We start from the raw sequence: 24,113 nt of genomic DNA on the forward strand, positions 1-24,113 counted from the left end.
TATGTCAGCAGTTAAAACTCATACTTAACTGTAGCGGTAGTTGTACGGCCATTGATGGTTCGTGCTCTGATAATATTGTTATCAGGAATTGAACCCTCTTCAGCTTCAGTAATACCCACAGTATCGAACAAGTTGTTAACGTTTAATGCTAGCGAAAGCGCATCAGTTAACTGATAAGATGCAAAGGCATTTACCTGAGTGTAACCGTCAAATTCAAGGTCGTTATTATCTTGTGCATAGGTGTCAGTTGTACCAATCAAGTTGACGCCAACAGAACCTTTATCAAAGTTATAGCGACCCATTAGCGAGTAAATAAAGTCTGCTTGACGACGTGGCGTATTGCCCACAACATCAGGATTTAATGCATCCGCCACAATTTCAGCATCTGTCCAGGTTACGTTACCGCGAAAATCAAAATCGCCAACGTAGTAAGCCCCTTCTAACTCAAGCCCTTTTGCCTCATATTTACGGTCAAAAAAGTTTTGGCTAGTCGCTTCAAAGTTTTGCTCTTCGGTTTCAGAATAAAACGCAGTCGCAAACACTGACAAACTGTCATAGCGATATTTAACACCCATTTCATACTGGTCAACTTCGTCGACAGAGTCTTCATCTGCAACAGAGCCATCGGCGCGCACTTTACCAAATAGCAAACGGTCAGCATTAGCACGACCGCCATGACTGATACGACCAAATGCGGCTAAATCTTCAGAGATTTGATAGTTAGCACCTAATGAGTAAGACATGTAGCCCCAATCGTAATTTACCAATTGCGGGTCCGCATTATCGATTGACGATACGCTCAGTTCTGGCTGAGAAATAGTACCGTCACGGTTCATGTCAACCTGAGACTGAACGCTACCAGCGTAATAGCCACTTGCATCACCAGAGTCATAACGCAAGCTACCATCTAATGATAAGTCACCAAACTTAGTTGATGCTGCAATGTACGGTGCTTTAATGGTGTAGTCAGAATCGTAATTACGTTGGCAACAGTTGCCCCAATATGGCACGCCGTAAGCGTACAAACCGTTGTCAGAATATGACGTGCCGTCAGCAGCAACCACATCAAGAAGTGCGGCATTATCACCTTTTACTTCCATTAAGTATGAGTTCCACATCCAGGTCATATTGATATTTTGCGTGGCGGTATAAAAACCAAATGTCACGTCAGAATCATCAAAACTTTTGGTTAGCTTCATATCATTCACAATCGAACCAAAATCATTCATGGTCACGTCGAATGAGTGAACTCGCATCGCTAAGTCGCTTTGAAAAACCTCACCAGCATTAGCGCCATTAGCGTAAAGTAACTGTGAACCTGCACCACCGATACTGTCAGCAATACTAGAGCTGCTTCCGACTTCGGCAGGGATCAACGACATAAAGTTGCCGCTAACGTCAGATACACGGAAACGGTTTTCAACCAACCAATCATCGCCTAAATCAAATGACGCCTCTAAACCCACAGAGTTGACAATAGGATTCATGCCATCACGCATGTCGCCACGACTGATATTGCCATCGGCATCTAACCGAAGCGTTGATAACAAATTAGCTGAGTGAACAGTATCTGATTTAGAATCAAAGCCGCTAATTGAACTTCCATCTGAGTACATTGGCATAGGTAAATAACCAATGCTCTTATCATCTAAATGTTTGAAGTATAAACGGACATAACCACTGTCAAACTCTTTTGTAATATTAGCTTTAATCTGGCCGCCTTTGTTAGCCGTGTAGCCTGGATCACGCGGGCCATCACCAGTACGCACAAAACCACCAATATGGAAACGCATTGAATCGTTAATGCTTGCGCCATATTCAAAATCAGTGCGTAACGTGTCGTAATCTAACCCTACAGTAGATGAAACACTACCTGCGTCGCTGGTACCCGTTTTGCTGATTACGTTAATAATGCCACCAGGCGCGTTACTGGCAGCAGTTGACGCTGAACCGCCACGGATTGATTCGATAGTTTGTGTTGTTGAATCAATACGTAAAAATATATCAGCGTTACCAAAGGCTATATCGCCAAACTGCAAAATAGGTAAACCATCTTCTTGGATTTGTAAAAATTTAGCACCACCAGAAGCAACAGGTAAACCGCGAACCGCGATGTTTGCATTGCCCTCACCACCAGTAGACTCAACTTTCATGCCCGGAATAATACGAAACGCTTCAGCCGACGAGCGCGGAGAGCTGATGGCCAAATCGTCTGGAGATACACTACTCACTGACACGCTCGAGTCCATAACTCGGGTACCACGAGCAACCCCCGTTACAGTGATACGTTCCAAACCAATGGCATCTTTTTGTGTGTCAGCCGTTTCAGCGTCAGCCGCCCAAAGGCTTGAGCTAACCATCACAGCAAGCGTACTTAATACAAACTTTGTCGATGTGCTATTTATCATTTTTATGTCCCCACATAGAGTATATTGATGTTGTCTAATCTCCCCATAACAACATCGTCTTTATCTTTTATATCAATCTATTAAGTCTGTTTGGTTATTTCGTGAGACTAGCTTACTAGCAAACCTAGCTCACTTCATCAAATGCAAAAACGCTACTCTCGTGTTTGAGATCAACCTATTAATTAACCCCAAACCAACCCGTTTACACGTTACCCAAAAATCAACTTAATCGATTAAGATACAATTTAGCAACTAAACTGTAAATTGCAAGTACAATTTATGTTCAATTAACAGCTAAATACTATTTTTTTACTTAAGTTAATGTTTATTAAATTAAATATAAATTTAACATTCGAGGTAATTATTCAACATTAGTAGATAAGAGATGACCAGAAGGGTCTTTAAACAGGTTATAAATAGCCATTAAGCACAACAAAAATGCAAAACCAGTGGCAAGATAGAAACCATATTTAACGTGACCAAAAATATCGCCCACAAACCCCATTAGCAATGGACCTAACGCAGCAGATAGTGCGGTAAAAAACAAAATAACACCCGCCACGGAACCATGCTGTTCAACAGGGAAACAGCTGATCCCCTTAGAGTTTAATGTTGGGTAAATCATTGACATAAATAATCCTGACAATGGCAGCAAAATAACCGCAGCAGCAATACCATAAATCATGGCGCCTAAATAACATAAGCTGATCGCCAAGCTAAACCAAAACATCACTTGCTGCCAACTAAACCGATTAAGTATCCAGCCCCCCAAAAAGCGACCAATTGCCCGTAAGGTAAAAAAGATGGTAAGTGCATAGGTGGCAATTAACACTAAATCACCTTCATAATTAAGCAGCAATGTCGGCATCCACACATAAATGGCCACCTCAGTTGCAACATACAACCCAATTGCAAGCGAATACCCTAATGCATAAGGGTTTTTCATCATTTTAAAGGTACTGGCAAGGTTAATTTCTTGAGTCGATGTGCGCTTAAGTTGTGGGTATGGCGCTCGATAAGCTAACCAACACAATACCAAGCAAAACACCCCCGCACCAAAATAAAGATATTTCCATGACACGCCTGTAATGAGTAAATAACTCACAATGGCAGGCCCCACCATTGCACCCACACCAAAAAAGCCTTCAACGGTATTCATGGTACTTGAGTGCTGTTTTGAACTCGTCGAAATATCGCCAATCAGCCCAAGCGCTCCTGTTTTAAATACACCAATGGCAATCCCGACTAACGCCAATAAAAACAAAAAATAATAAAACGATTCGCCCAGAGCAAACATAAAACTCGCTAGAGCAAACAATAGTAAGCCAATTAAAATCGTAGCCTTACGCCCTAGTTTATCGGCTAAAAAGCCCAAAAAGAGACCGCTTAATGCAATAAAAAGCATCGGCATATAATGAAATGCACTTGCCTGTGACATCGATAAATCAAACGTTGTAATTAATTCCGGAATAATCACCCCAACAGCATCTGAGGTCATTGCAAACATAAAAAACATCAAATATGTCAGCATTCTGATCCTAGAGTCGTCTCTATTTTCATGTGTATTCAACGTACTAGTCATACTATCCACCTTATTGTTATAAACTTTATTTGTGGTTTTTTGAGTCAACAACCTCATTCTCATCCGTCTTCTCCCACAGAAAACGAACTCAATTTTAAACAAAGCCCTTGAATAATGTTTCATCTTGGTTAAATATACAACTTAATCGATTAAGTTTTTTTTATAAATTTACTTTAAGAGTCACCAAAATGAAAAATAATGTTCAGCTGATTACATACGTAGACCGTATCGCGCACTCAGACTTAAAAGGACTCAAACAGGTTCTGAACACAGAACTACACGATCTTTTTGGTGGCGTGCATTTATTGCCATTTTATTACCCAATAGACGGAAGCGATGCCGGATTTGATCCCATTGACCACAGCAAAGTCGATGCGCGTCTAGGGGATTGGAACGACGTAAAAGCAATTGGTGAGCAATACGATATTATGGCCGACTTAATTGTTAACCATATGTCTGCCGAATCAACTGAGTTTAAAGACGTGTTAGCCAAGGGTAAGCAATCACCATATTGGGATTTGTTCTTAACCAAAGAAAGCGTATTCCCCAATGGGTTAAGTGCTGAAGACCAGGCAAAAATTTATCGTCCACGTCCAGGGAGTTGCTTCACAACATACCAACTTGCTGATGGCACTGAAGCAGAATTTTGGACAACATTTACATCAAACCAAATAGACATTAATGTTCACACCGAGGCAGGAAAAGCCCACCTCAATAATGTATTAATGCGCTTTCACGAAAGTAAAGTGAATCTAATTAGACTTGATGCCGCAGGCTACGCGATTAAAAAACCGGGTACCAGTTGCTTTATGATTGATGAATCTTTTGCATTTGTAGATGAATTAGCCAAAAAGGCCAATAGCCTTGGCATGACCACATTGGCAGAAATTCATTCTCATTATATGACGCAAATCGACATCGCTAAACGTGTAGACATGGTGTACGACTTTGCATTACCACCGCTACTTTTACACAGCTTGTTTAGCCATGACTCAAGCGCGTTAAGCCATTGGCTATCCATTGCCCCGCGTAACTGCGTGACGGTATTAGACACTCACGATGGCATTGGTATTATCGATGCGGGTCCTGTTGGCAATAAAGCAGGTTTATTAACGCCAGCTGAAATAGATAATTTAGTCAATAGTATCCACCGCAACAGCAACGGCGAAAGCTTGCAGGCAACAGGGGCGGCAGCAAGCAACGTTGACTTATACCAAGTCAACTGCACTTATTATGATGCTTTAGGACAAAATGACATAGACTACCTGATTGCACGCAGTGTACAGTTTTTTGCCCCGGGTATTCCACAGGTTTACTACACAGGCTTACTTGCAGAACCCAATGCCATGGAATTACTCAACAATACCAAGGTAGGTCGCGATATTAATCGTCCTTATTTGCAGGTGAGCGATATTCAGCAGTCTATGCAAAAGCCTGTTGTAAAAGCACTGTGTGAACTGATTACGCTTCGCAATACCATTAAGGCATTTAATGGCGAGTTTAGTATGCACAATCAAGATAACCAGCTTGAGCTAACATGGAGTTTAAACGACAGCAAAGCCACGCTTACTGTCGATTTTGCAACCAAACAAGCAAGAATCAATATTGTGGAAGCACAACAAACAACTGACATTGTGATTGCTGATTTACTGAAAAAACACAGTGCTTAAATTGTAAAAAATCAGGCGCCAATAGCGCCTGATTCTTATGTTTACAACGCATTACATCAACAACTGCCACCTATCGACAACTCATACCCCAATAATTCTGCATGATGGGCATCGGCAATAAACATTTCAGCGGCTTTACGCCCTTTTTGTTCAGAATGTTGGTAAACCGTCGTTAGCGCCGGCAACATTCGTGCGGCCTCATCAATGCCATCAAAACCCACCACGCGAATATCTTCAGGGATCCGTATTCCTTGTTGTATCGCTTCGCGCATTAAGCTCAAGGCGATTAAGTCACTCATACACAAGAATACGTTAGGCCGAGGAACACTATTTAATGCCTCTTTGGCTGCAATACTGGCAAAATCAGAGTTGCTTTCAGGAATATTCCAAATACGATCATCACCTAATTTAACGCCTGTATCACTAATTGCATCCAAATAACCTTGCAGGCGTTGATGTGCAACAGATGTGTCGATCTCCATCGAATGAATATCATAAACACGACAGGTTAAATGGGTGTCTAGCAAGCGTAGACCAAGAATTGCAACATGGTCATTTGGCGACTTAATTGCCAGTTTTGCAACCTCATAGGCACCGGCTTTGTTATCAATACTCACAGACGCGCTGCGGTGAATATTAAAGTCGACAGTAACAACTTTTTTACGAATTTTTTTTAACTGTTCGGCCAGCAAACGATTTCGTGGGCGGCCATAACAAATAAAACCATCAACAAAATCATTAATGCTATTTACACTGTCGGCACTGCCTGAAAACAATAATAGATTAATTTTATGTTGCTCAAAAACAGCGGCAACGCCTTTCATAAATCGGCTTGCAACAGGATCAGACACCATGTACTCAATACTGTCCGACAACACCAGTGCCACTGTATCAAACTTGCCACGCCTTAAAGACTGTGCTGCTTTGTTTGGGCCAAAATACCCTAGTTCTTTACAAGCCGCTAAAATCTCTGTGCGACGTTTTTCTGAGAGTTGGTCTGGGCGATTAAACGCATTAGACACTGTCGCATTCGACACGCCTAATTGTTTAGCAATACTTTTTAAGGTCCAATGCTTAGACTCTGACATGCGGGTCCACTCAAGTCGTTACGACGCTCTCTATGAGCAATAAGTACTATGAATATACCGATGACAGACACCGAAAACAATCAAAGCAAAGTAACAATGAGGATAAGACGTGCCCAAATAAAACTCAGGGCACGAAATAGGCAAAGATTAAGGGTTAATCTTGTAGATTGTATTGTTGAGCGTAGTTAACCAAACTGGCTAGTGACATATTTTGCTGCTCTGTCGGATTTGTTAAACGTTTTGCAAACCAATAACGCGGCTTCCAATAGACATTATTTAAGCTAGATATTTTCACGCCTTTTTTGGTCGAGGCATGTAAAAACTTATCCTGGCCCATGTAAATCCCCACATGACGGGTCGTGCGGCCAGTTTTAAAAAACACCAAATCACCAATATCAAGCTGATGCCTAGGGACTTCTTTCCCTAAAATCCGTTGTGCATTGACTGAGCGAGGTAACTTTTCACCCACAATATCAAGATAGGCTAAATACACAAAACCAGAGCAATCAATACCGTTACGGCTTAAGCCTCCTAACCGATACGGCGTGCCTTTCCATTGGTCATGAAAACTGAGTAAGCTTGACTCGCTCCACTTAGGCGGTTCAGGTTCAATTACTGGTGGAACCACCACAGGTTTTGGGGCAACCACAACAGGTGGATTAGACGCGCACGCAGACAGCAACACCACTAAACAAGCAAATACTATTCTTTTAGCCAATTCGACCCACTCCAAGACCCGAAAAAATCACCGAAATATAAAGATCTTTAAACAATTACACAATAAAAATACGCCATAACAGATGTTATAACGGTATTTAGTAACTTAATTTAACGGGTAATCAGCTGCATACATTGCACAATTGAACGTTTTGCTGCAGTTTTATCCGCTTTAATTTGACAGCGTAGCATAGTCCCTTGCCAATTTGACCAAAAAATGTTCGACAACACACTCGCGCTCATGTCTTTTTTAATAAACCCTTGCTGCTGCCCTTGTTCAATAAGCGCGTTAAACAGACTCAACCACTGGTCAAACAGTTGATTCAGTGTCTGATGTAACAAGGTCATCTGCGGATTCACTTCAACCATTAAGTTGCCCATTAAGCACCCACGGGGTTGGCTGTCGCTAAACAAAAGGTCGATAAGTTGATGGTAGCCACTCAATACCACTGTAACGTTAGTTTTAAAGTTAGCATTAAGATCCATGGCTATCGGTGCGATACGTTGGTCAAAATAATATTGCGCGACTTCAGCAGCAAAGGCTTCTTTACTGGCAAAGTAGTGATAAAACGAGCCTTTAGGAATGCCCACTTCATCCAATATAAGTTTAATCCCCACGGCGCTATATCCGTGTAAAGCAAATAGCTTTTCACCGACGGCGCAAATCGACTGTTTACTGGTGGTATTTTTGTTCATAAGCTCTCCCAATTTGGCGCTACGATAAACAAAAATAGACCAGTCGTCTATTTGTTTTCAGTTCATCGATAACATTGGAGCTCGTTGCAATTAATAAGCACTAAAAGGCAAAGACATTAGTGAGGTTAGCGTAAAGGGAGTTGACTTAAAAAGGAGCTAAATAACCTGAATTCAGGTTAAGTAAAAAAGTCGGCCAATGAGTTGTGGCTACACATTCATAACTGCTATGAGCAACACAGAAAGTAACAAAGAGTGAGCCGCGGGAGAATAATTAGTGGGTGTTTTGCTTAATAGACTCATCGAGCAGTTGTTGGGTATCTGCGCGCTGCTGGCGACGTTCATCATCGATGTGTTGATTAACCAATTGCTCACATTGTTTTTGCTGGTCATATTGGCTTAAAGGATCGGTCGCTTTATCTGTTTGCGCCTGGCATAACACGCTACTGCATCCGCTTAACAACACACTCATTGCCACAACTAGGCCGGGTAAATATCTCGATGATAGCGCCAAATAACCACGGCTTATTTTGTCATCATGCATATCATTGCTGCCCATTAAAAGTGACCCCATTAAAAAACCAGCCCGAAGGCTGGTTAATAATAAGCTAATCAATCACGATTACCCAGTAATGCGTAATTCATCGACAACCTTTTTAACGTCGTCGGTATTTTTAGCAATCGTTAAGGCTAAATCACGTTCAGCGTCACTCGATACTGTACCTTCTAAAGTAACTACGCCGTTTTCAACGTCAACATCAATTTCGGTACCCGAAATGTCAGTTGAAAATAATAAGCGAGTTTTCACCACAGTAGCCACTTTTGAGTCGGTTAAGGTTTCGGCTAACGTTTCGCTGTCATCGTCTTTATCATGGTGCTGTTTCATCACGGTTAATTCGTTATTAACCTCGTTGACACCGTCAACACTTTTGACTAATTCGCCAGCCAGTGCCCTATCAACGCTGCTGTTTACTTTACCGGTTAAGGTTACATTGCCGTCTGTTACGTCGGTATTAATATCAAAAGAGTTAAGGTTAGTGTTTAACAATAACGTGGTTTCAGCTTTACCATCAATCCATGCATCTTTTGCATCATTCTGCCAATCTTGAGCTGCGTTTGCAGTAAATGCCATTGAACCAAGAACAATGCTTGTTAATACTGATAATGTCGTCTTTTTCATAAAGATATTCTCCATTGTTAATGTTAATCCTGTATTACACCTTAGATAGTGCGTGAACTGTGCCAAGACTCTTAAGTTGCTGTTTTAAAATGATTTACTATTAATGTTTGTGCAAAGCCTTTCAATAATAGTGACTTACTTTCGGACTTTTTTACCGACTTGATGTAAAAATTTCATGGCGATTGGCTCGACTCGTTAAGTGATAAGTTTTTCATGCTGTCGCAACTGATTTGCAACGATGCAATGCTCTCTGCTAATTGCCTAGTAACACGTTGGCTATTCGCGCGCTTAGCGGCAAGCTTGAGGCGGCTTAACACATATTGCTCAGCGGTAATCAGCACCTTAATCGCTTTTGTCATGCGGTTGTGCGCGATGGCTTTTTCAGCCTCGGCATAATAGGGGGTCAATGACGGCCTTAACGTATCAATACTTTCAATTGTTTGCGGGTATCGCGGTTCAACTTGTTTAAACAATGCTGTGAGTCGGCTTAACATCGTTTTTCTGATCTCTGCCATATGCCTAAAAATCCGTTTTAAATTGTAGTCGTCAGCCCCTTCTGTTGCCTGGGTATAAAATTGTTGCCCCGCCTGGCATAAATCGATGGCTTCATTGATTAACCATAAGTCGCTACCGTCATGCATCACCTCGTGAGTTCGTTTGCTATTCAATGTCATATCTCCTTACGATCGAGTAACGCTTACTGTTAGCTTGTATCGTAACTTGCTAATAAATGTCATATTGAGTCATTATGATGACTTGCATAATTCATACACATTGACAAAGTTTAATTAAACTGTTGATTTTAAATTGTTATGCTGACATTTCACTTTCAGGACAAGCGTCGAATAGGAAAGAATTACCGCCTTTGATTGTCAAATTTACACCATTGACTGACATTGAGTATTAATAGACAGGGAGTAATATCGACATGGGTCGTCCAGTACTTTTTTACCATTTGCGCCAGCCGCAAACACAAGCCCAGCTTTTACAAGTTCCCGGCTGCCAGCATTTCAATAAAATAGCCAGTAGCGTCGATCAATCTTGGCTGGCTCAACTTGAAGACAACGCCGTCGATGTGGCCATTATCGAACTCGCCAATCTTAGCCAACAAGATTATGTTGATATCGCCAACAGTGAGTTAATGGCAGATATCGAATTTATCTTTTTAAGCGAAGGCAAACCCAACCCGAATCTCGATAAGCTGATGGCCACAGGCGCGGGTTATCATTTTCGCCAGCCTTACGACATGACTCTGATTGACGACACCTTACAAGACTTTGCCCAAGATCTGGCGACACTATCTGCTAAAAAACACCAGCCATTTTCAAGCGAGCTAGACCAATATGGTCTGCTTGTGGGCTCATCGCGCGCCATGCATAAACTGTATCGCACCACCCGTAAGGTGGCAGTAACCGAAAGCAATGTGCTTATTATTGGCGAAAGCGGAGCCGGTAAAGAGTTGGTGGCCAATACGATTCATTTAGCCAGCAGCCGAGTAAACGAGCCTTTTATTGCCATTAACTGTGGCGCATTAAGCCCAGAATTAGTCGACAGCGAGTTATTTGGTCATGTAAAAGGTGCCTTTACTGGGGCACACCGAGATCATGCAGGTGTATTTGAACAAGCTGAAGGTGGCACGCTATTTTTAGATGAAGTCACCGAAATGCCACTCGAGCATCAAGTGAAGTTGTTGCGGGTGCTTGAAAATAACGAATATCGACAAGTGGGCAGCCAAAAGGTCAAAAAGGCCAATGTACGCATCGTGGCCGCCACCAACCGCGACCCCGCCAAGGCTATTGAGCAAGGACAATTTCGCGAGGACTTATACTTTCGCTTAGCCCACTTTCCAATTCGCGTACCGCCATTACGTGACAGAGGTGACGACATAAGCGGCTTAGCTCAGCACTTTTTGGCCTATCGTAACTCGGCAGAAAAGCTCAGCAAAACCTTTACTGATGATGCTTTAGCCCTTATTCAACAACAAAAGTGGCCTGGTAATGTGCGAGAGTTAAAGCATGCAATCGAGCGCGCTTACATTCTTGCCGACAATATTATTGATGTAAACCATATCAATATTACCCCGTTAGAGCAGTCGGCCGAGTCAGTTGAAGACGATGTACAAATCCCCGCAGGCATGCGTTTAGATGAACTTGAAAAAGTGGCAATCTATCAAGCGTTAGATCAAACCGCCGGCAATAAAAATGACACCGCGAAGCAGCTCGGTATTAGTGTCAAAACCTTGTACAACAAACTGAGCAAATACGAAGATCAAACCAGCTCAGAAGATTAAGAAACTCATCATCCCAGAAGTGATTCTGAGTTGAAATCCACGAATCTAGCCATCCCGGCAATACTTTTGAGCCGGGACACACCAATATCGTCATCCCGGCAATGCTTTTGAGCCGGGATCCAGGTGTTAGCTTTGTGCTTATGGCCTTCGGCCACTAACGTCGTGGCGCTTCACCCCACAACAAAGAATGTATCTGTAACGTTTACTATTATGGCTTCATCATGGCATTCACGCACTGACACGCAGCAAGTACATCCATGTAGCTCGGCCGACCCGTCCATGGGTCGGACGGTCAGCTCGCAAATATCCATGATGCCCCTATCAATGTTTACTTAATCTGCAAACTTAAAAGAGTAGAGTTTGAATTAACATGATGAATAAGTAACCGAAAGCAGTATGGTTTAACAATGCGGTTGAATCTGAGATATTGATACAAATAAAGTTAAAACGTCGCCACGAAAATTGCTCAAAACGTTTCAAACACGGATAGATTTATTAATGAAACACAGAGATGACGAGGTATTTTGGATACTAGACGTTATTTGAAAACCAACCTTTGTCCGATCTTTATTTTATGGAAACATCCAGAAATGCATAGATCTTTCAATGACAAACAAGGTTAAATCGAAGATATCCATACGGCGGATGTAATCGCAGCTATGACCTTCGAAAACATGGATGTTTTCGCAGAGCGCCCATGGATGGGTTTACCGCGTGTCATAGAAGTGATTTCATTGAGTATCGTTGCCTAGCACCTCAATTTAGTCTGAGTTAAGTTTTATAAAATCTTCCGTTCAAAAGTGAGTTAGATAGCATCTAGTGTAGCGACTTACTTTCGTTGGCCACTCTAGATCTGGTGTGGCCGAAGGCCATAAGTAAACACAAAAGCAAACATAATACCATTCCGCATAACTAAGTGATCATTGTTGCCCATTGTCGATGGCACATTTTTTTCACACGCTCTTTATCTTCAATGAATGCATTCCACGCTTCACTACAGGCATCAACTATTGACTCGTAACCTTCAAAGCAACGATTAGCTAACTTATGCTGCCTTAACCAACTCCACACTTGCTCAATTGGGTTTAATTCCGGAGAATAAGGCGGTAGCTTTACGATAGATAGATTCTCAAAATCATCTGCAATATCATTAGCATGCCAACTCGCGCCATCCATAATCACGACAGCATAGCGCCCGCTTGATGTCGCCAAGGAAATTTGTCCTAAGTGTTGTCGCATTACCTCTTTATTGATGCAAGGTGAAATGAAGGCCTCAGTTGCTCCGTTTCTCGGACAAACCGCACCAAAAAGATGGACATACTCGAATTGCTGTTGCCTCACTGCGAGCGGACGGGTACCTTTTTCAGCCCAAAGTTTGGTGGTGGTATTTTGCTGACCAATACGCGCTTCATCTTGAAACCAGATATCTACATCAGCCGGCGACACAAAAACAGGGATGTCAACGATCGTTGACAAGGGGAAGTTTTTTAAAAGCCTCCATGACTTCAACATCTTGTTTCGGATGTTTAGAACGGCTAGAAAGCCAGCTAAATCCGAGTTTATAAAGTATTTTATAGACGTGATTGAGGTGAAACGAAATACCAAACTCGCTCAATATATAGCGTCGTATATCTTGACCAGTGAGTCTACCACCGGCCTCTGATTTGGCAGCCTCTGTCAACATCAGGGTTAACTGTTTGGCTTGCTCGTCTGTTAATCGCGGTGGTCTGCCTGAAGACTTTTTACTCTCAATACCACTTAGACCTTGGCTTAAATAATTGCTGATCCATTGATTCACAATCCGACGACTGACCTTGGCCATAGCAGCGACTTGAGTTCTATTCGCTCCCTCAAGAAAGTGTGCTACGGCCAATAATCGCAAACGCATTCGGGCATCTGCTGTTTGCTTGGATAGCCTGATTAATTCGAAACTGGTGTGTTGTTTCATTGCTAAAAAAGGTGAGTAACGGATATAGCAATTAGATCACATTTTTTCGCGGAATGGTATAACACCTGGGTCCCGGCTCAAAGCATTACCGGGACGACGTTAGTGGCCGTAGGCCATAAAATGAAAATTACCTCTGTGGAATCATCACAGACAACGACTTAGGTTTCACCTCAGAAGCATATCATCAGCTTCAAACAGCTCACCATCAATCACGTACTGTCGCTTTGCTTTAACAACAGTATGTGTTTAAGCTTTCAATAGAAATTAATTTCGAGTTAGATAAATCATATAATCTTCAAAATTTTAAGCTGATAAACGATAATCACGCAAATCATTAAGTAGTGAGTTAAAGCAAACAAGCGAACCGCGCCTGTCATAGCTGCTGTAGGTACAGCTGCTTTTAGGATCAGAATATTTATGAGAGGCCTGACGATAAATCTAAACTGGAAATATGAAAAGTCCTTTAAGTCAATATGCTTACCTTTCGCATCTCTTCTCAATATCAGCTCAAAATTCACAAATGCCAATAAGTGCACGATACAACAAACAATTATGACTACATCCATCAAGCTATTTACCTTTGCTAGGTGTTATTCCAAAATAAACCAAACTTAACATATGGCACCAAGCGTGCAATAAAAAACACATCAGCAACTCATAACGTTAGTGGCCGCAGGACATAAGTAAAATCAAAACAAACACCTGGATCCCGGCTCAAAAGCATTGCCGGGATGACGTTATAGTTGGGGCGATGAGATAGTAGCTAACAAGCTTCTGCCCAAAAACCAGTTGGTCTTAGCTTTCAAATGCCTAAATTCAACCCTGAACTTGAGGTCGTTGAAGACTCTTTATAAAAGAACACGTGAGCTGGCTAACGCATGCACCTCACTAAACTATTCTTTAAAACTTGCTGATAAAACAAACATTGACAGCTTCATCATGGTGGTTTGCGAGCCGACCGTCCGACCCATGGACGGGTCGGTCGAGCTACATGGATGTACTAGCGCGTGTCGGTAAGTGAATGCCATGTTGAAGCCAAATAAAACCTTACAGCTATATGTTTTGCAATGTGTGAAGCACCACGTCGTTAGTGGCCGCAGGCCATAAGTACAAAGCTAACACCTGGATCCCGGCTCAAAAACATTGCCGGGACGACAAATTTAAATAACCGAACCATATAGATATACTTGAGTTAAACTAACGTTTATTCACCCTGTCGTGGACGAAGCGCCACGACCTTAATGGCCGCAGGCCAGAGTTAAATTACCCCAGCAGAACCACCACACAAACTAGTTTAACATTTACAACAAATTCAACAATTTAAACCATGACACCAAAAACTTTTATTCTATGCTTTTAGCTTACCTTCAGACAACAAAGAGGCTAAATCGAAGAGAGATAATGACAGGTGCAGATGAGTCAGCGAGTATCTAAAACATGGATGTTTTGGTTAAGCCCACATGGATGTGCTTGCGGCGTCTCGCTTAATCATCTGCACGGAGCCTGCGGCAGGCAATTAATACCGATGAATCATTGGTATAGATTAAGCTGACTCAATACTAATTAGGCCAGACTATTCGAGCCCGTAAAAAGAATCACCCCTGTGGAATCATCACAGACAACGACTTAGGTTTCACCTCAATACGCATATCTTCAGCCTCAAACAGCTCACCATCAATCACGTACTGACACTGAGCATCCGTTGTTAAATAGACTTTTTTGGCCTGCTGATGATGAATCGCACTATTCTCAGCTTGTTGATCGCGACGGCCTGTTAACCCAGCAAACAATAACTCGGTCATACTGAGTAATTGCTGCGGCGAAGTGTCACTTGCCTCAATCCAGGTGATGTCTAGCAGACCATCATTAATAATAGGCTCACCATTACCCTGTGCTAACACGCTGGAAAATGGCGCGGCATTAGCAACCACTAAACTGGTGGTATCGACAATGTGGGTTTCACCATCATCAAGCTGCATGCGGATTGATAACGACTGATTTTCATCAATGGCCTCCCACAAACCCGTTAAATACGCTAACTGGCCCATGTCATTTTTGGTTTCGCGGTCGGCTTTTTGGATCATTTTATGCTCAAACCCTAAGCCCACCAGCAACAACATAATGCTGTCGTTACACACCGCGGTATCAATGCGTTGATGATGTCCTTGAATTACAATAGCTAACGCCTGCGACACAGGGATTAACTTGCTCGTAGCACCAAATAAGGTATGACTTAGCGCATTAGTTGTGCCCATGGGGATAATGCCTAAATAAATATCGCTGCCAACCAACACCGAGGCGACCTCGTTAACAGTGCCGTCGCCGCCGCAAGCAATGATGATATCGGCACCTTGCGCTTTAGCTTGTTCGGCCAATTGCACTGCCGATTTATCTTTGGTGGTGTACAACACCTTAAGCTGAAAATAACGCGAAAGGGTTTGTTTAATATGAGCAGCTTCGTTGTGCCACTTACCACCGCCCGATACCGGATTAACAATTAACCAGGCTTGCTTATGGATAGTAATTTGTTGCTGTTGATACATAGTTTCAACGCCAGCTAACTGCCATTTATTTAACCTGGCGGTTTGGCGAATTTCGTTAATGCTTTTAAGCACATCGCTAAACTGACGTTGTTTATCGCGGCACACTAAATACGCGGCCAACATAAGCACTGAGCGACCTCGGCCTAAGGCACAGTGCACCACGACATTGTTGCCTTTGCGAACTTGATTATGTAACCAGTTTACCGCCTGATTGACTTGCGCCACTGTGGGTACGCTATGGTCTAACACCGGAATATTTAAATACTCGATATTCTCATCGACCAAGGTCCATTCAAGTGCGTCAAACTCGGCGGTAACATCTAAAATAGCACCTATTTTTTCACGTTTAAGTTGCTCAACATCGCTTGGAAACAAGCGACACGCTAAATACAGTTGCTTGTCTATTTGTTGGATAGCAGGCACTTTGTCGTGCTTTCTAGCCCACGCGTTATACGCTTGACTGCCCATTAAAAAAGGCACAAAACTCCAGCTGATATACCAAGGAATGCTGCCGTCTTGGCTTTTACGAAAAATCCCTGCGCTATTAAACCAATAAGCAGAACTGACTAAAGCTAATGACAATGCCACCCAGCCAAACACCACTTGCAGCACTACATAAGGCAATGCGATGCATAGGCACAATGCGATAAAAGTACCAAGGGTGTAATAATATTTAATGTGGATTTGGGTCGGCATAATCTGTCCTCCTTAAGTGAAATAACAAAAGCGGCACTCATGCCTAATGCTTGAGTGCCGTGATATTATTAACAGTCAGGATCTTCGGCTTTCATGCCTTCTTTTACATCTTCACAAGCATCTTCAACCGCGTTACCCGCATCTTGCATCATCTCATCGACCTTCTCACCTGCATTTTCGGCTTTATTATCTGAACATGCTGATAAGCCCGCTGTAAGTAGTACCATTAAACTTGCCATTGTGATTAATTTTAATAATTTCATAATTCATCTCCTGATGATGGTAAAAAGCTCATTACGGTTAACGTGCCAATTAGCGTGACATACGCTTAATGAATCAATGTGCCGTGATTATTTTTTAGATTAATTTATCGAGGTGACTTACCACGCAATGCATTCGATACAAGTGAAATTAGCAACAACACCACAAAAATAAAGAAAATAACTTTAGCGATCCCCGCTGCTGCACCCGCAATACCGCTAAAACCTAATAAACCTGCAATAACGGCTATCACTAAAAACATTAATGTCCAGCCCAACATATAAACCTCCTTGGTGTACGGTTTGTCTTTAATGTACTGAATATAAATAGACGATATTCGTACATGGTATATTTCTCTTTGTTGGTATATTTACTAAAGCCAGCATCGTGCCAACTTCGAAAATAAAGCATAATATATTGATTAATATATATTTAATTATTATGAGTGTAATAGATACAATCTGCGGAGTACCACGAAGTGGGAAATATTTACCGACAACTCGGTAAGAGTTTCAGGCCCAAGCTAATAAGCAATAAACAGATATAAAAAAGGGCTACCAACAATGGCAACCCTATTTTTTTTATGGCGTTGATTTATGATTTAACGCATGTTTATCTTGGTAATTTAACGGATATCACCGCCGCTATTGTCACAAATGCGCTTGAGATCCATAAACATGCCTCAAGGCCATATTGCTGATATACCCAACCCGAAAGCACCGTACCAATTAAGCGTCCCATGGCATTGGCCATGTAGTAAAAACCGACATCGAGTGACACGCCATCATTACCGGCATAGCTCACAATTAGGTAACTATGCAGCGATGAGTTAATCGCAAACACCGCACCAAATAACAATAAACCGGCGATTAATGACTGCTGGATATAAAAGTCAAAATGCAGTGCTAATGCAATCGCAGCAGGAATGAGTAACAAGTAACCCGCCCACATAAAAGCGGCTTGCCCGCTAGGGACTTTGCCTTGTTTTTTACCGGTAAAATACGGTGCAAAAGATTGCACAATACCGTAACCAATGACCCAGCTAGCCATAAAGCCGCCAACCCACCAATGGTCCCATTGAAATGTAACCGCTAAAAACACAGGCAATGCCACCACAAACCACACGTCGCGAGCACCAAACAAAAACATCCGCGCCGCCGACAACATGTTAATCGCCGGGCTTTTTGAAAACATATCAGTAAATTTAGGCTTGTTTTTAGCTTTGCCCAAATCGGCTTTTAAAGTGAGCAAACTCATAAGCCACACTAGCGTCAACATAGCCGCCATTGCGATCACCGCGCCGCGAAACTCAAGTAGTGTCAGTAATAAGCCGCCTAAAAAGAAGCCAACACCTTTTAAGGCATTTTTAGACCCTGTAAGAATCGCGACCCACTGATACAACTTACCCTGAGCATCACTTGGCACCAGCATTTTAATCGCGCTTTTGGCACTCATTTTATTGAGATCTTTGGCGATACCAGACAAGGCCTGCGCCGCCATCACATACACAACAGTGAGCATATCCGCTGGCACGGTTAACATGGCAAGGGCGACAATTTGCAGCCCTAAACCAATATTCATGGTGTTATTTAACCCTAACCTTGCACCTAACCAGCCGCCAACTAGATTTGTTACCACGCCAAAGATTTCATAAAACAAAAACAACATGGCAATGTTAAGCGGGCTGTAACCAAGCTGATGAAAGTACAACACCACCAGCATCCGCAATGCGCCGTCGGTTAAGGTAAACGCCCAATAATTACCGGTAATGATCAGGTATTGTTTAATTTGTGGCGGCAATGCGCTCAGTGATAACAGCCCCATGCTGGGTTATTCCTTATCTGCTAGGCCGACTTTGCGGGCAAGCTCAGCGGTGCGGTTAGCGTATCCCCACTCATTGTCGTACCACACGTATAGCTTCACTTGGGTGTCGTTAACCACCATGGTCGACAAAGCATCAATAATGCTTGAGCGCGGATCTGTTTTATAATCCACTGATACAAGCGGGCGTTCTTCATAGCCCATAATGCCTTTTAGCTCAGTGTCTGCGGCTTGTTTAAGCAGTTGATTCACTTCTTCTACTGTGGTGCCGCGCGCCACTTCAAATACGCAGTCGGTAATTGAAGCATTGGCTAACGGTACACGTATCGCATGGCCATTAAGCTTGCCCTTAAGCTCAGGGAAAATATGGGTAATGGCGGTAGCTGACCCCGTTGTGGTGGGGATTAAGCTAATGCCACAAGCACGTGCACGGCGTAAGTCTTTGTGCGGTGCATCTAAAATGGTTTGAGTGTTAGTGATGTCGTGGATTGTGGTCATCGAACCATGTTTAATGCCGATTTTTTCGTGGATTACTTTTACCACTGGCGCTAAACAGTTAGTGGTACAAGACGCCGCCGTGACTATCGGGTGGATTGCTTTATCATAGAGGTCATCGTTCACGCCCATTACAATATTGAGCACGCCTTCTTCTTTAACCGGTGCGGTGACCACCACACGTTTAACGCCTTGATCTAAATAAGCTTGCAGTAACGCTTTGGTTTTAATTTTTCCCGACGCTTCAATCACCACATCGCACTTTGACCAATCAGTATCTTGAGTGGCTTTGTTTTGAGTGCATGGAATGGCTTTGCCGTTAATTACAATCGCATCGCCTTGGTGTGTCGCCTCGTGATGCCAACGGCCATGGACTGAGTCGAAAGTCATTAAGTGGGCTAACGTTGCGGCATCGCCAGCGGGATCGTTAATGTGCACAATTTCCACGTCGTCCCAATCGAATGCTGCGCGCATTGATAAACGTCCCATGCGGCCAAAGCCGTTAATACCTATTTTAATCGTCATAATATTGTCCTACATTGTGTTATTTGGCTTATTAACCAGCAGTCTTTTATAAAAAAGATCAAAGAGTAAACCCATCAAAATATTCGCGCTGTACTGGGTGCGCTAATGCTTTTGGCCTTAGTGCTTGCACAGCACTAACAACCTTGTTTTTTGGCCAACCTAAACTGGCTAAAATGAGCCCAATTACTAGCCCTGTACGGCCAGAGCCGCCTTTGCAATGCACGGCGATGGTGCCCTGGTTGTGCATCAAATCTAAGATTTGCGCTTTATGTTTAAGCCAGCTTGCTTCAAATTCATCTCCCGGTGCGGCGTCATCTAAAATGGGCAATTGCACCCAGGTAATGTGCTGTTTTGCACATTGCGCGGCCATATCACTCACATCATTACGCGCCATTTCTTCGTCAAACATCAGGGTAAGTAGCATTTGCGTGCCTGCCGCTTTTAATGTGCTGAGCGACTCAGCTAAGGCTTGCTCTTTGGTGCCTGGGCATGGGGTAAAAATTAACTTAGCGCCATTTTCATTAAGTGGGTCTATAGGCAAAATATCAAACGGGTGTAACTGCATTGTTAACTCCAAAAAGTCGGTTGTAATATGTAGCCAATCTAACGGCAAAAACTCGCTTTATCTGGGCGATTTTTCATGCTGTCTAGGCGTTCAAGGTTTGGCAAAATGAGGGCAATGTTGTTTTCGGTCGTTTGCGCAATCACCGACTTGGCCCACAAAGCCAAGCCTGGGTTAATGCGATAAAACACCCACTGACCATGTTTTCGGTCGCTAAGAATGTTGGCTTTTTTTAGTAAGGCTAAGTTACGCGACACTTTAGGCTGGCTATCTTCATCCAGCGCTTGCATTAACTCACACACACACAGCTCACCATGATAGTGGGTCAACATTAAGGTTTTTAGACGGATGTCGTCGGTTAAGCATTTATAAAATGCGATGGGATCAACATCGACCAGCCCTTCATCAGTAGATTGCAGCTCTTCTGTTGGCGCTTCAATTTTTGCCGTTGCTGATACTTTATTTTCGACCAGCAAAAACATAGACAAGCGATTGTTTAGCTCAGTTAAGGTACTAGAGAAAGGATGGTTTCCCTTGCGTGTTTTAGGATCAGGAAAATCCCAGGCAAGTTGTTTACCGGCACCGGGAAAGCTGCGGCATTCGGTATTGGCTTTATCGCAGAGCGTAATCACGTAGTCAAAATTTTGCCCTGCAAAATGTTGTACGCTTTTAGACGCTAGGTGACTGGTGTCGACACCAAACTTTTGTATCGCCTCAATCGCCCTTACGTCGATTTCCTCTGGCTGAGTACCCGCACTAAATACCTCAAATTGATCGGCGGCTTTACTTCTTAATAACGCTTCAGCCATTTGTGAACGGGCCGAATTCCCTGTGCATAAAAACAAAACGCTTTTCTTTTTCATAAATAATAAGCTCAGCTGATTTCTTAAAAATATTGTATATGTATTTTTTCATATATACAATCTAGTATACAAAAAAAGCCTATCCAAACTAATGAATAGGCTTAATGTCTTAATAGCTGTGCTAAAGGTTAATGTTTGTCTAGCCAATTCAAGGCTAGAGGCCATAATATTTTTGATTTACTGCTAAAAAACTTCATGTGGCCAATTTCAGTCAAACCGTGCTCACTGGGAGTAAGCGTGAGTGTTTGGCCTTTCAATTTTGGAAACACCGACATCATGTCTGCTACATTCATATTATTAGCAATGTCGTCATCAATAGCATTTACCCACATGGACGGCAATGTCAGTTCATCGTAGCAGTGCTGGTGCACGGTTCTACCAAACGCCGTTTTGACATAACCTTGGCCATTACACCATTGCTGCCATTGCTTAGCGACGGCCTTAGGTAAGGGCTGCCCCATTCCAACCCACTGAGATTTAGTGTGGCCAAACACGATATTGCTTAACGGAATAAAAAAATTCATAAAAAAATGCGCGGGTAGCTGATATCCCCGTCTCATATTACGTAACTGACCAGACGAACACGCCACGTTAAACATTGAACTAATATCCATTGCATTAGGCATTAACCCGATTAACTGTCCGCCAGCACTGTGGCCCAGCAAGTGATATTTTGTTTGTGGAAATTGCGACTTTAAATGCTCAAGCACGGCAGGCATGTCTTTTTCGCCCCAACACTGCAAAGACGCAGTATGACGCTTAATTGGGCCATACAAGGAGCCCCCAATGCCGCGATTATCAAAAGTGATCACCCCAAAGCCATTGTCAGCAAGATAACTGGCAAAATTAGCATAAAACTGCCTTTTAATGCCCGTTGCAGGCGCCATCATCACCGCCCCTTTTAACGAGGTGGTAGGCATGTAAATACTGGCGGCCAGTTGCACGCCATCACCGCAAGTTATTATTGTATCCGTTACATTTGGGTTGCTCATTGGCCGCCTCATCATCCTAATCGTAACTCAGTATTACCTACAATGTATTTGCTCGGCAACCTTGATTTAGTATTACTTTTTAACGCGTTATTGAACACTTTTATATCGTTAGCATGCATCTAAACACGCCACGCTCACCCACTAAAGCCTATTGCCTTTATTGAGTTAATGTCTCGCGGTACTCACAAAAGTAAACCATCGTTATTTACTTTGACAATCAAATAACATAAAGTCCAAATATCTTGATTATCAAACAAATTAATTATGACTAACTTTGCCTTTGCCAATAAGTATACCCACCAGCATAATTTCACCTCAGTTAATGCACAAAATGAACGCCGCACCTGGTATGTACTCGTTATAACCATTATTACCATGGTTATCGAGGTGATCGCCGGTACCATTTACGGCTCTATGGCGTTACTTGCCGACGGCTGGCACATGGGCACTCATGCAGCGGCATTTTGTATCACGTTATTTACTTATCACTATGCAAGAAAACACGCTAACAGTGACAGGTTTTCATTTGGTGTGGGCAAGGTTGGCGTACTTGGTGGATACACTAGTGCGATTGGCTTGGGTATTGTTGCACTCATTATGTTGGTTGAGTCAGTACATAGATTACTGTCGCCGGTTGATATCCAATTTAACCAATCTATTATGGTCGCGGTTATTGGTTTAGTGGTTAACGTGGCGAGTATGTTTATTTTAGGTCATGAACATCACCACCATGGTCACGATCATCACGATCACGACCACCATCATCATGACCATGCACACCATCACGATGACGACCATGGGCACGCTCACCATTTACATAGCCACGATGAGCATGCTCACCACCACGAGGATGACGGCCATACTCATGATCACAGCCTTCATGATCATAGCCACCATGGACACAGCGACCATAATCTCAAAGCAGCCTATTTTCACGTACTCGCAGACGCACTCACCTCTGTGTTAGCCATTTGCGCACTTTTAGTTGGTAAGTACCTTGGTTGGTATTGGTTAGATCCTATTATGGGGATTGTTGGCGCTATCGTTATCACCAAATGGGCATTAGGATTAATGAAACAAACAAGCCCAATTTTGTTAGATGAAAGCATCGACAAGCATTATCAAGCAGATATTATTAACGCACTTGAAAATGAGCAAACCAAAGTGACCGATATTCACATTTGGCGAATAAGCGCAGATCACTATTCGGCCGCCATTGCCATTTGCACCACAAGCGACACGAATGCTGAAACATTTAAACAATCCCTGAGTAAGTTTGGTAAGCTAAACCACTTAACAATTGAAGTGAATTACGCCTGAGGCTCTTATGCATTCTTTGAATAACCTGATCATCGAATTTTACGACAAACTGTCTTCTTGGGAGCAGTCTGTCGTTAAAGATACCGGTTACTCGTTAGCACAGGTGCATACCATTGAGGTATTGGGCTCGCACGGCCCAATGCGAATGAAAGAGTTAGCGGATAGGTTGGGCATTACCACCGGCACATTAACCGTGCAGGTAGAAAAGTTAGTGCAATTTGGTCTTATCGCACGCACTCCGCACGAAGTCGACCGCCGCTCAATATTGGTCGAATTAACCAGTGAAGGCACCGCGCTGCACAAGCACCATAACCGCATGCATTTACAACTAACACAAGACATCACCCGCCATTTAGACCCAGAGTCAATCAAAGTGCTCACCCAAAGCTTTGAAAAAATGAACCGCGAGTTTTGAACCTAACGTGTTAATTACTGATCAATGTAAAGGTGATTGCAGAC

General features: G+C 42.8%; 21 protein-coding genes. 4 read left to right on the forward strand and 17 right to left on the reverse strand.

The window, feature by feature from the left end; genetic code table 11:
• Positions 1–11 precede the first annotated feature (11 nt).
• Together K8B83_RS01580 and K8B83_RS01585 are read right to left on the reverse strand one after the other, a co-directional pair.
• Positions 12–2,408 (reverse strand): TonB-dependent receptor domain-containing protein, encoded by a 2,397-nt coding sequence (locus K8B83_RS01580; RefSeq protein WP_188738984.1) that lies wholly within the window; start codon positions 2,406–2,408, stop codon positions 12–14.
• Between the two features lie 361 nt (positions 2,409–2,769).
• Positions 2,770–3,990: an MFS transporter gene (locus K8B83_RS01585; protein ID WP_188738983.1), complete on the reverse strand. Its 1,221-nt coding sequence runs from the start codon at positions 3,988–3,990 to the stop codon at positions 2,770–2,772.
• A gap of 188 nt (positions 3,991–4,178) precedes the next feature.
• On the opposite strand from K8B83_RS01585, the gene gtfA reads away from it, so the two are divergent.
• Positions 4,179–5,660, forward strand: a complete 1,482-nt coding sequence (gene gtfA, locus K8B83_RS01590) for a sucrose phosphorylase (protein WP_188738982.1) — start codon at positions 4,179–4,181, stop codon at positions 5,658–5,660.
• 56 nt (positions 5,661–5,716) lie between these two features.
• Here gtfA and K8B83_RS01595 read toward each other — a convergent pair whose 3' ends face one another.
• The 6 genes from K8B83_RS01595 to K8B83_RS01620 all read right to left on the reverse strand — a co-directional run bounded on the left by K8B83_RS01595 (position 5,717) and on the right by K8B83_RS01620 (position 10,006).
• Positions 5,717–6,748: a LacI family DNA-binding transcriptional regulator gene (locus K8B83_RS01595; RefSeq protein WP_188738981.1), complete on the reverse strand. Its 1,032-nt coding sequence runs from the start codon at positions 6,746–6,748 to the stop codon at positions 5,717–5,719.
• A 154-nt stretch (positions 6,749–6,902) separates the two neighbouring features.
• Positions 6,903–7,466, reverse strand: a complete 564-nt coding sequence (locus K8B83_RS01600) for an NlpC/P60 family protein (RefSeq protein ID WP_188738980.1) — start codon at positions 7,464–7,466, stop codon at positions 6,903–6,905.
• A gap of 110 nt (positions 7,467–7,576) precedes the next feature.
• Positions 7,577–8,161, reverse strand: a complete 585-nt coding sequence (locus tag K8B83_RS01605) for a TetR/AcrR family transcriptional regulator (protein WP_223419027.1) — start codon at positions 8,159–8,161, stop codon at positions 7,577–7,579.
• Positions 8,162–8,432: 271 nt separating this feature from the next.
• Positions 8,433–8,774: a hypothetical protein gene (locus K8B83_RS01610; protein WP_223419028.1), complete on the reverse strand. Its 342-nt coding sequence runs from the start codon at positions 8,772–8,774 to the stop codon at positions 8,433–8,435.
• Positions 8,775–8,780: 6 nt separating this feature from the next.
• Positions 8,781–9,338, reverse strand: coding sequence for a BON domain-containing protein (locus K8B83_RS01615; RefSeq protein WP_188738977.1), 558 nt, complete (start codon positions 9,336–9,338; stop codon positions 8,781–8,783).
• A gap of 173 nt (positions 9,339–9,511) precedes the next feature.
• On the reverse strand, positions 9,512–10,006 hold the full coding sequence (locus tag K8B83_RS01620; protein ID WP_223419030.1) for a ferritin family protein: 495 nt from the start codon (positions 10,004–10,006) through the stop codon (positions 9,512–9,514).
• Between the two features lie 260 nt (positions 10,007–10,266).
• Between K8B83_RS01620 and K8B83_RS01625 the strand changes: the two genes are divergently transcribed.
• Positions 10,267–11,628, forward strand: a complete 1,362-nt coding sequence (locus tag K8B83_RS01625) for a sigma-54 interaction domain-containing protein (RefSeq protein WP_188738975.1) — start codon at positions 10,267–10,269, stop codon at positions 11,626–11,628.
• Positions 11,629–12,540: 912 nt separating this feature from the next.
• On the opposite strand, the gene K8B83_RS01630 is transcribed toward K8B83_RS01625, so the two are convergent.
• The 9 genes from K8B83_RS01630 to K8B83_RS01670 all read right to left on the reverse strand — a co-directional run bounded on the left by K8B83_RS01630 (position 12,541) and on the right by K8B83_RS01670 (position 22,334).
• A protein-coding gene (locus K8B83_RS01630) for an IS630 family transposase (protein ID WP_223419032.1) occupies positions 12,541–13,576 on the reverse strand; the annotation gives its coding sequence in 2 pieces (ribosomal slippage) (positions 12,541–13,117 and positions 13,116–13,576; 1,038 coding nt in all).
• 1,595 nt (positions 13,577–15,171) lie between these two features.
• Positions 15,172–16,815, reverse strand: coding sequence for a diacylglycerol kinase family protein (locus K8B83_RS01635; RefSeq protein ID WP_223419034.1), 1,644 nt, complete (start codon positions 16,813–16,815; stop codon positions 15,172–15,174).
• A 68-nt stretch (positions 16,816–16,883) separates the two neighbouring features.
• Entirely contained in the window at positions 16,884–17,078 is a 195-nt protein-coding gene (locus K8B83_RS01640; protein ID WP_188923183.1) for a hypothetical protein, read from the reverse strand.
• 104 nt (positions 17,079–17,182) lie between these two features.
• Complete coding sequence (locus tag K8B83_RS01645) at positions 17,183–17,356, reverse strand: DUF1328 domain-containing protein (protein ID WP_223419036.1); 174 nt, start codon at positions 17,354–17,356, stop codon at positions 17,183–17,185.
• A gap of 332 nt (positions 17,357–17,688) precedes the next feature.
• A complete protein-coding gene (gene arsJ / locus K8B83_RS01650; protein WP_223419038.1) occupies positions 17,689–18,900 on the reverse strand; it encodes an organoarsenical effux MFS transporter ArsJ in 1,212 nt (403 codons plus the stop codon).
• Positions 18,901–18,906: 6 nt separating this feature from the next.
• Entirely contained in the window at positions 18,907–19,917 is a 1,011-nt protein-coding gene (locus K8B83_RS01655) for an ArsJ-associated glyceraldehyde-3-phosphate dehydrogenase (protein WP_223419040.1), read from the reverse strand.
• A gap of 58 nt (positions 19,918–19,975) precedes the next feature.
• Positions 19,976–20,482 carry a phosphatase domain-containing protein gene (locus K8B83_RS01660; RefSeq protein WP_223419042.1) on the reverse strand — a complete coding sequence of 169 codons (507 nt, stop codon included), beginning with the start codon at positions 20,480–20,482 and terminating at the stop codon, positions 19,976–19,978.
• Between the two features lie 38 nt (positions 20,483–20,520).
• Positions 20,521–21,342: a metalloregulator ArsR/SmtB family transcription factor gene (locus tag K8B83_RS01665; protein ID WP_223419044.1), complete on the reverse strand. Its 822-nt coding sequence runs from the start codon at positions 21,340–21,342 to the stop codon at positions 20,521–20,523.
• A 128-nt stretch (positions 21,343–21,470) separates the two neighbouring features.
• Positions 21,471–22,334 (reverse strand): alpha/beta hydrolase family protein, encoded by an 864-nt coding sequence (locus K8B83_RS01670; protein ID WP_188738967.1) that lies wholly within the window; start codon positions 22,332–22,334, stop codon positions 21,471–21,473.
• 264 nt (positions 22,335–22,598) lie between these two features.
• Between K8B83_RS01670 and K8B83_RS01675 the strand changes: the two genes are divergently transcribed.
• Both K8B83_RS01675 and K8B83_RS01680 read left to right on the forward strand, forming a co-directional pair.
• Entirely contained in the window at positions 22,599–23,654 is a 1,056-nt protein-coding gene (locus K8B83_RS01675) for a cation diffusion facilitator family transporter (RefSeq protein WP_223419046.1), read from the forward strand.
• 7 nt (positions 23,655–23,661) lie between these two features.
• Positions 23,662–24,069 carry a MarR family winged helix-turn-helix transcriptional regulator gene (locus K8B83_RS01680; RefSeq protein WP_188738965.1) on the forward strand — a complete coding sequence of 136 codons (408 nt, stop codon included), beginning with the start codon at positions 23,662–23,664 and terminating at the stop codon, positions 24,067–24,069.
• Positions 24,070–24,113: the final 44 nt, after the last annotated feature.

The organism is Shewanella inventionis, from assembly GCF_019931735.1.
GTDB classification, from domain to species: domain Bacteria; phylum Pseudomonadota; class Gammaproteobacteria; order Enterobacterales; family Shewanellaceae; genus Shewanella; species Shewanella inventionis.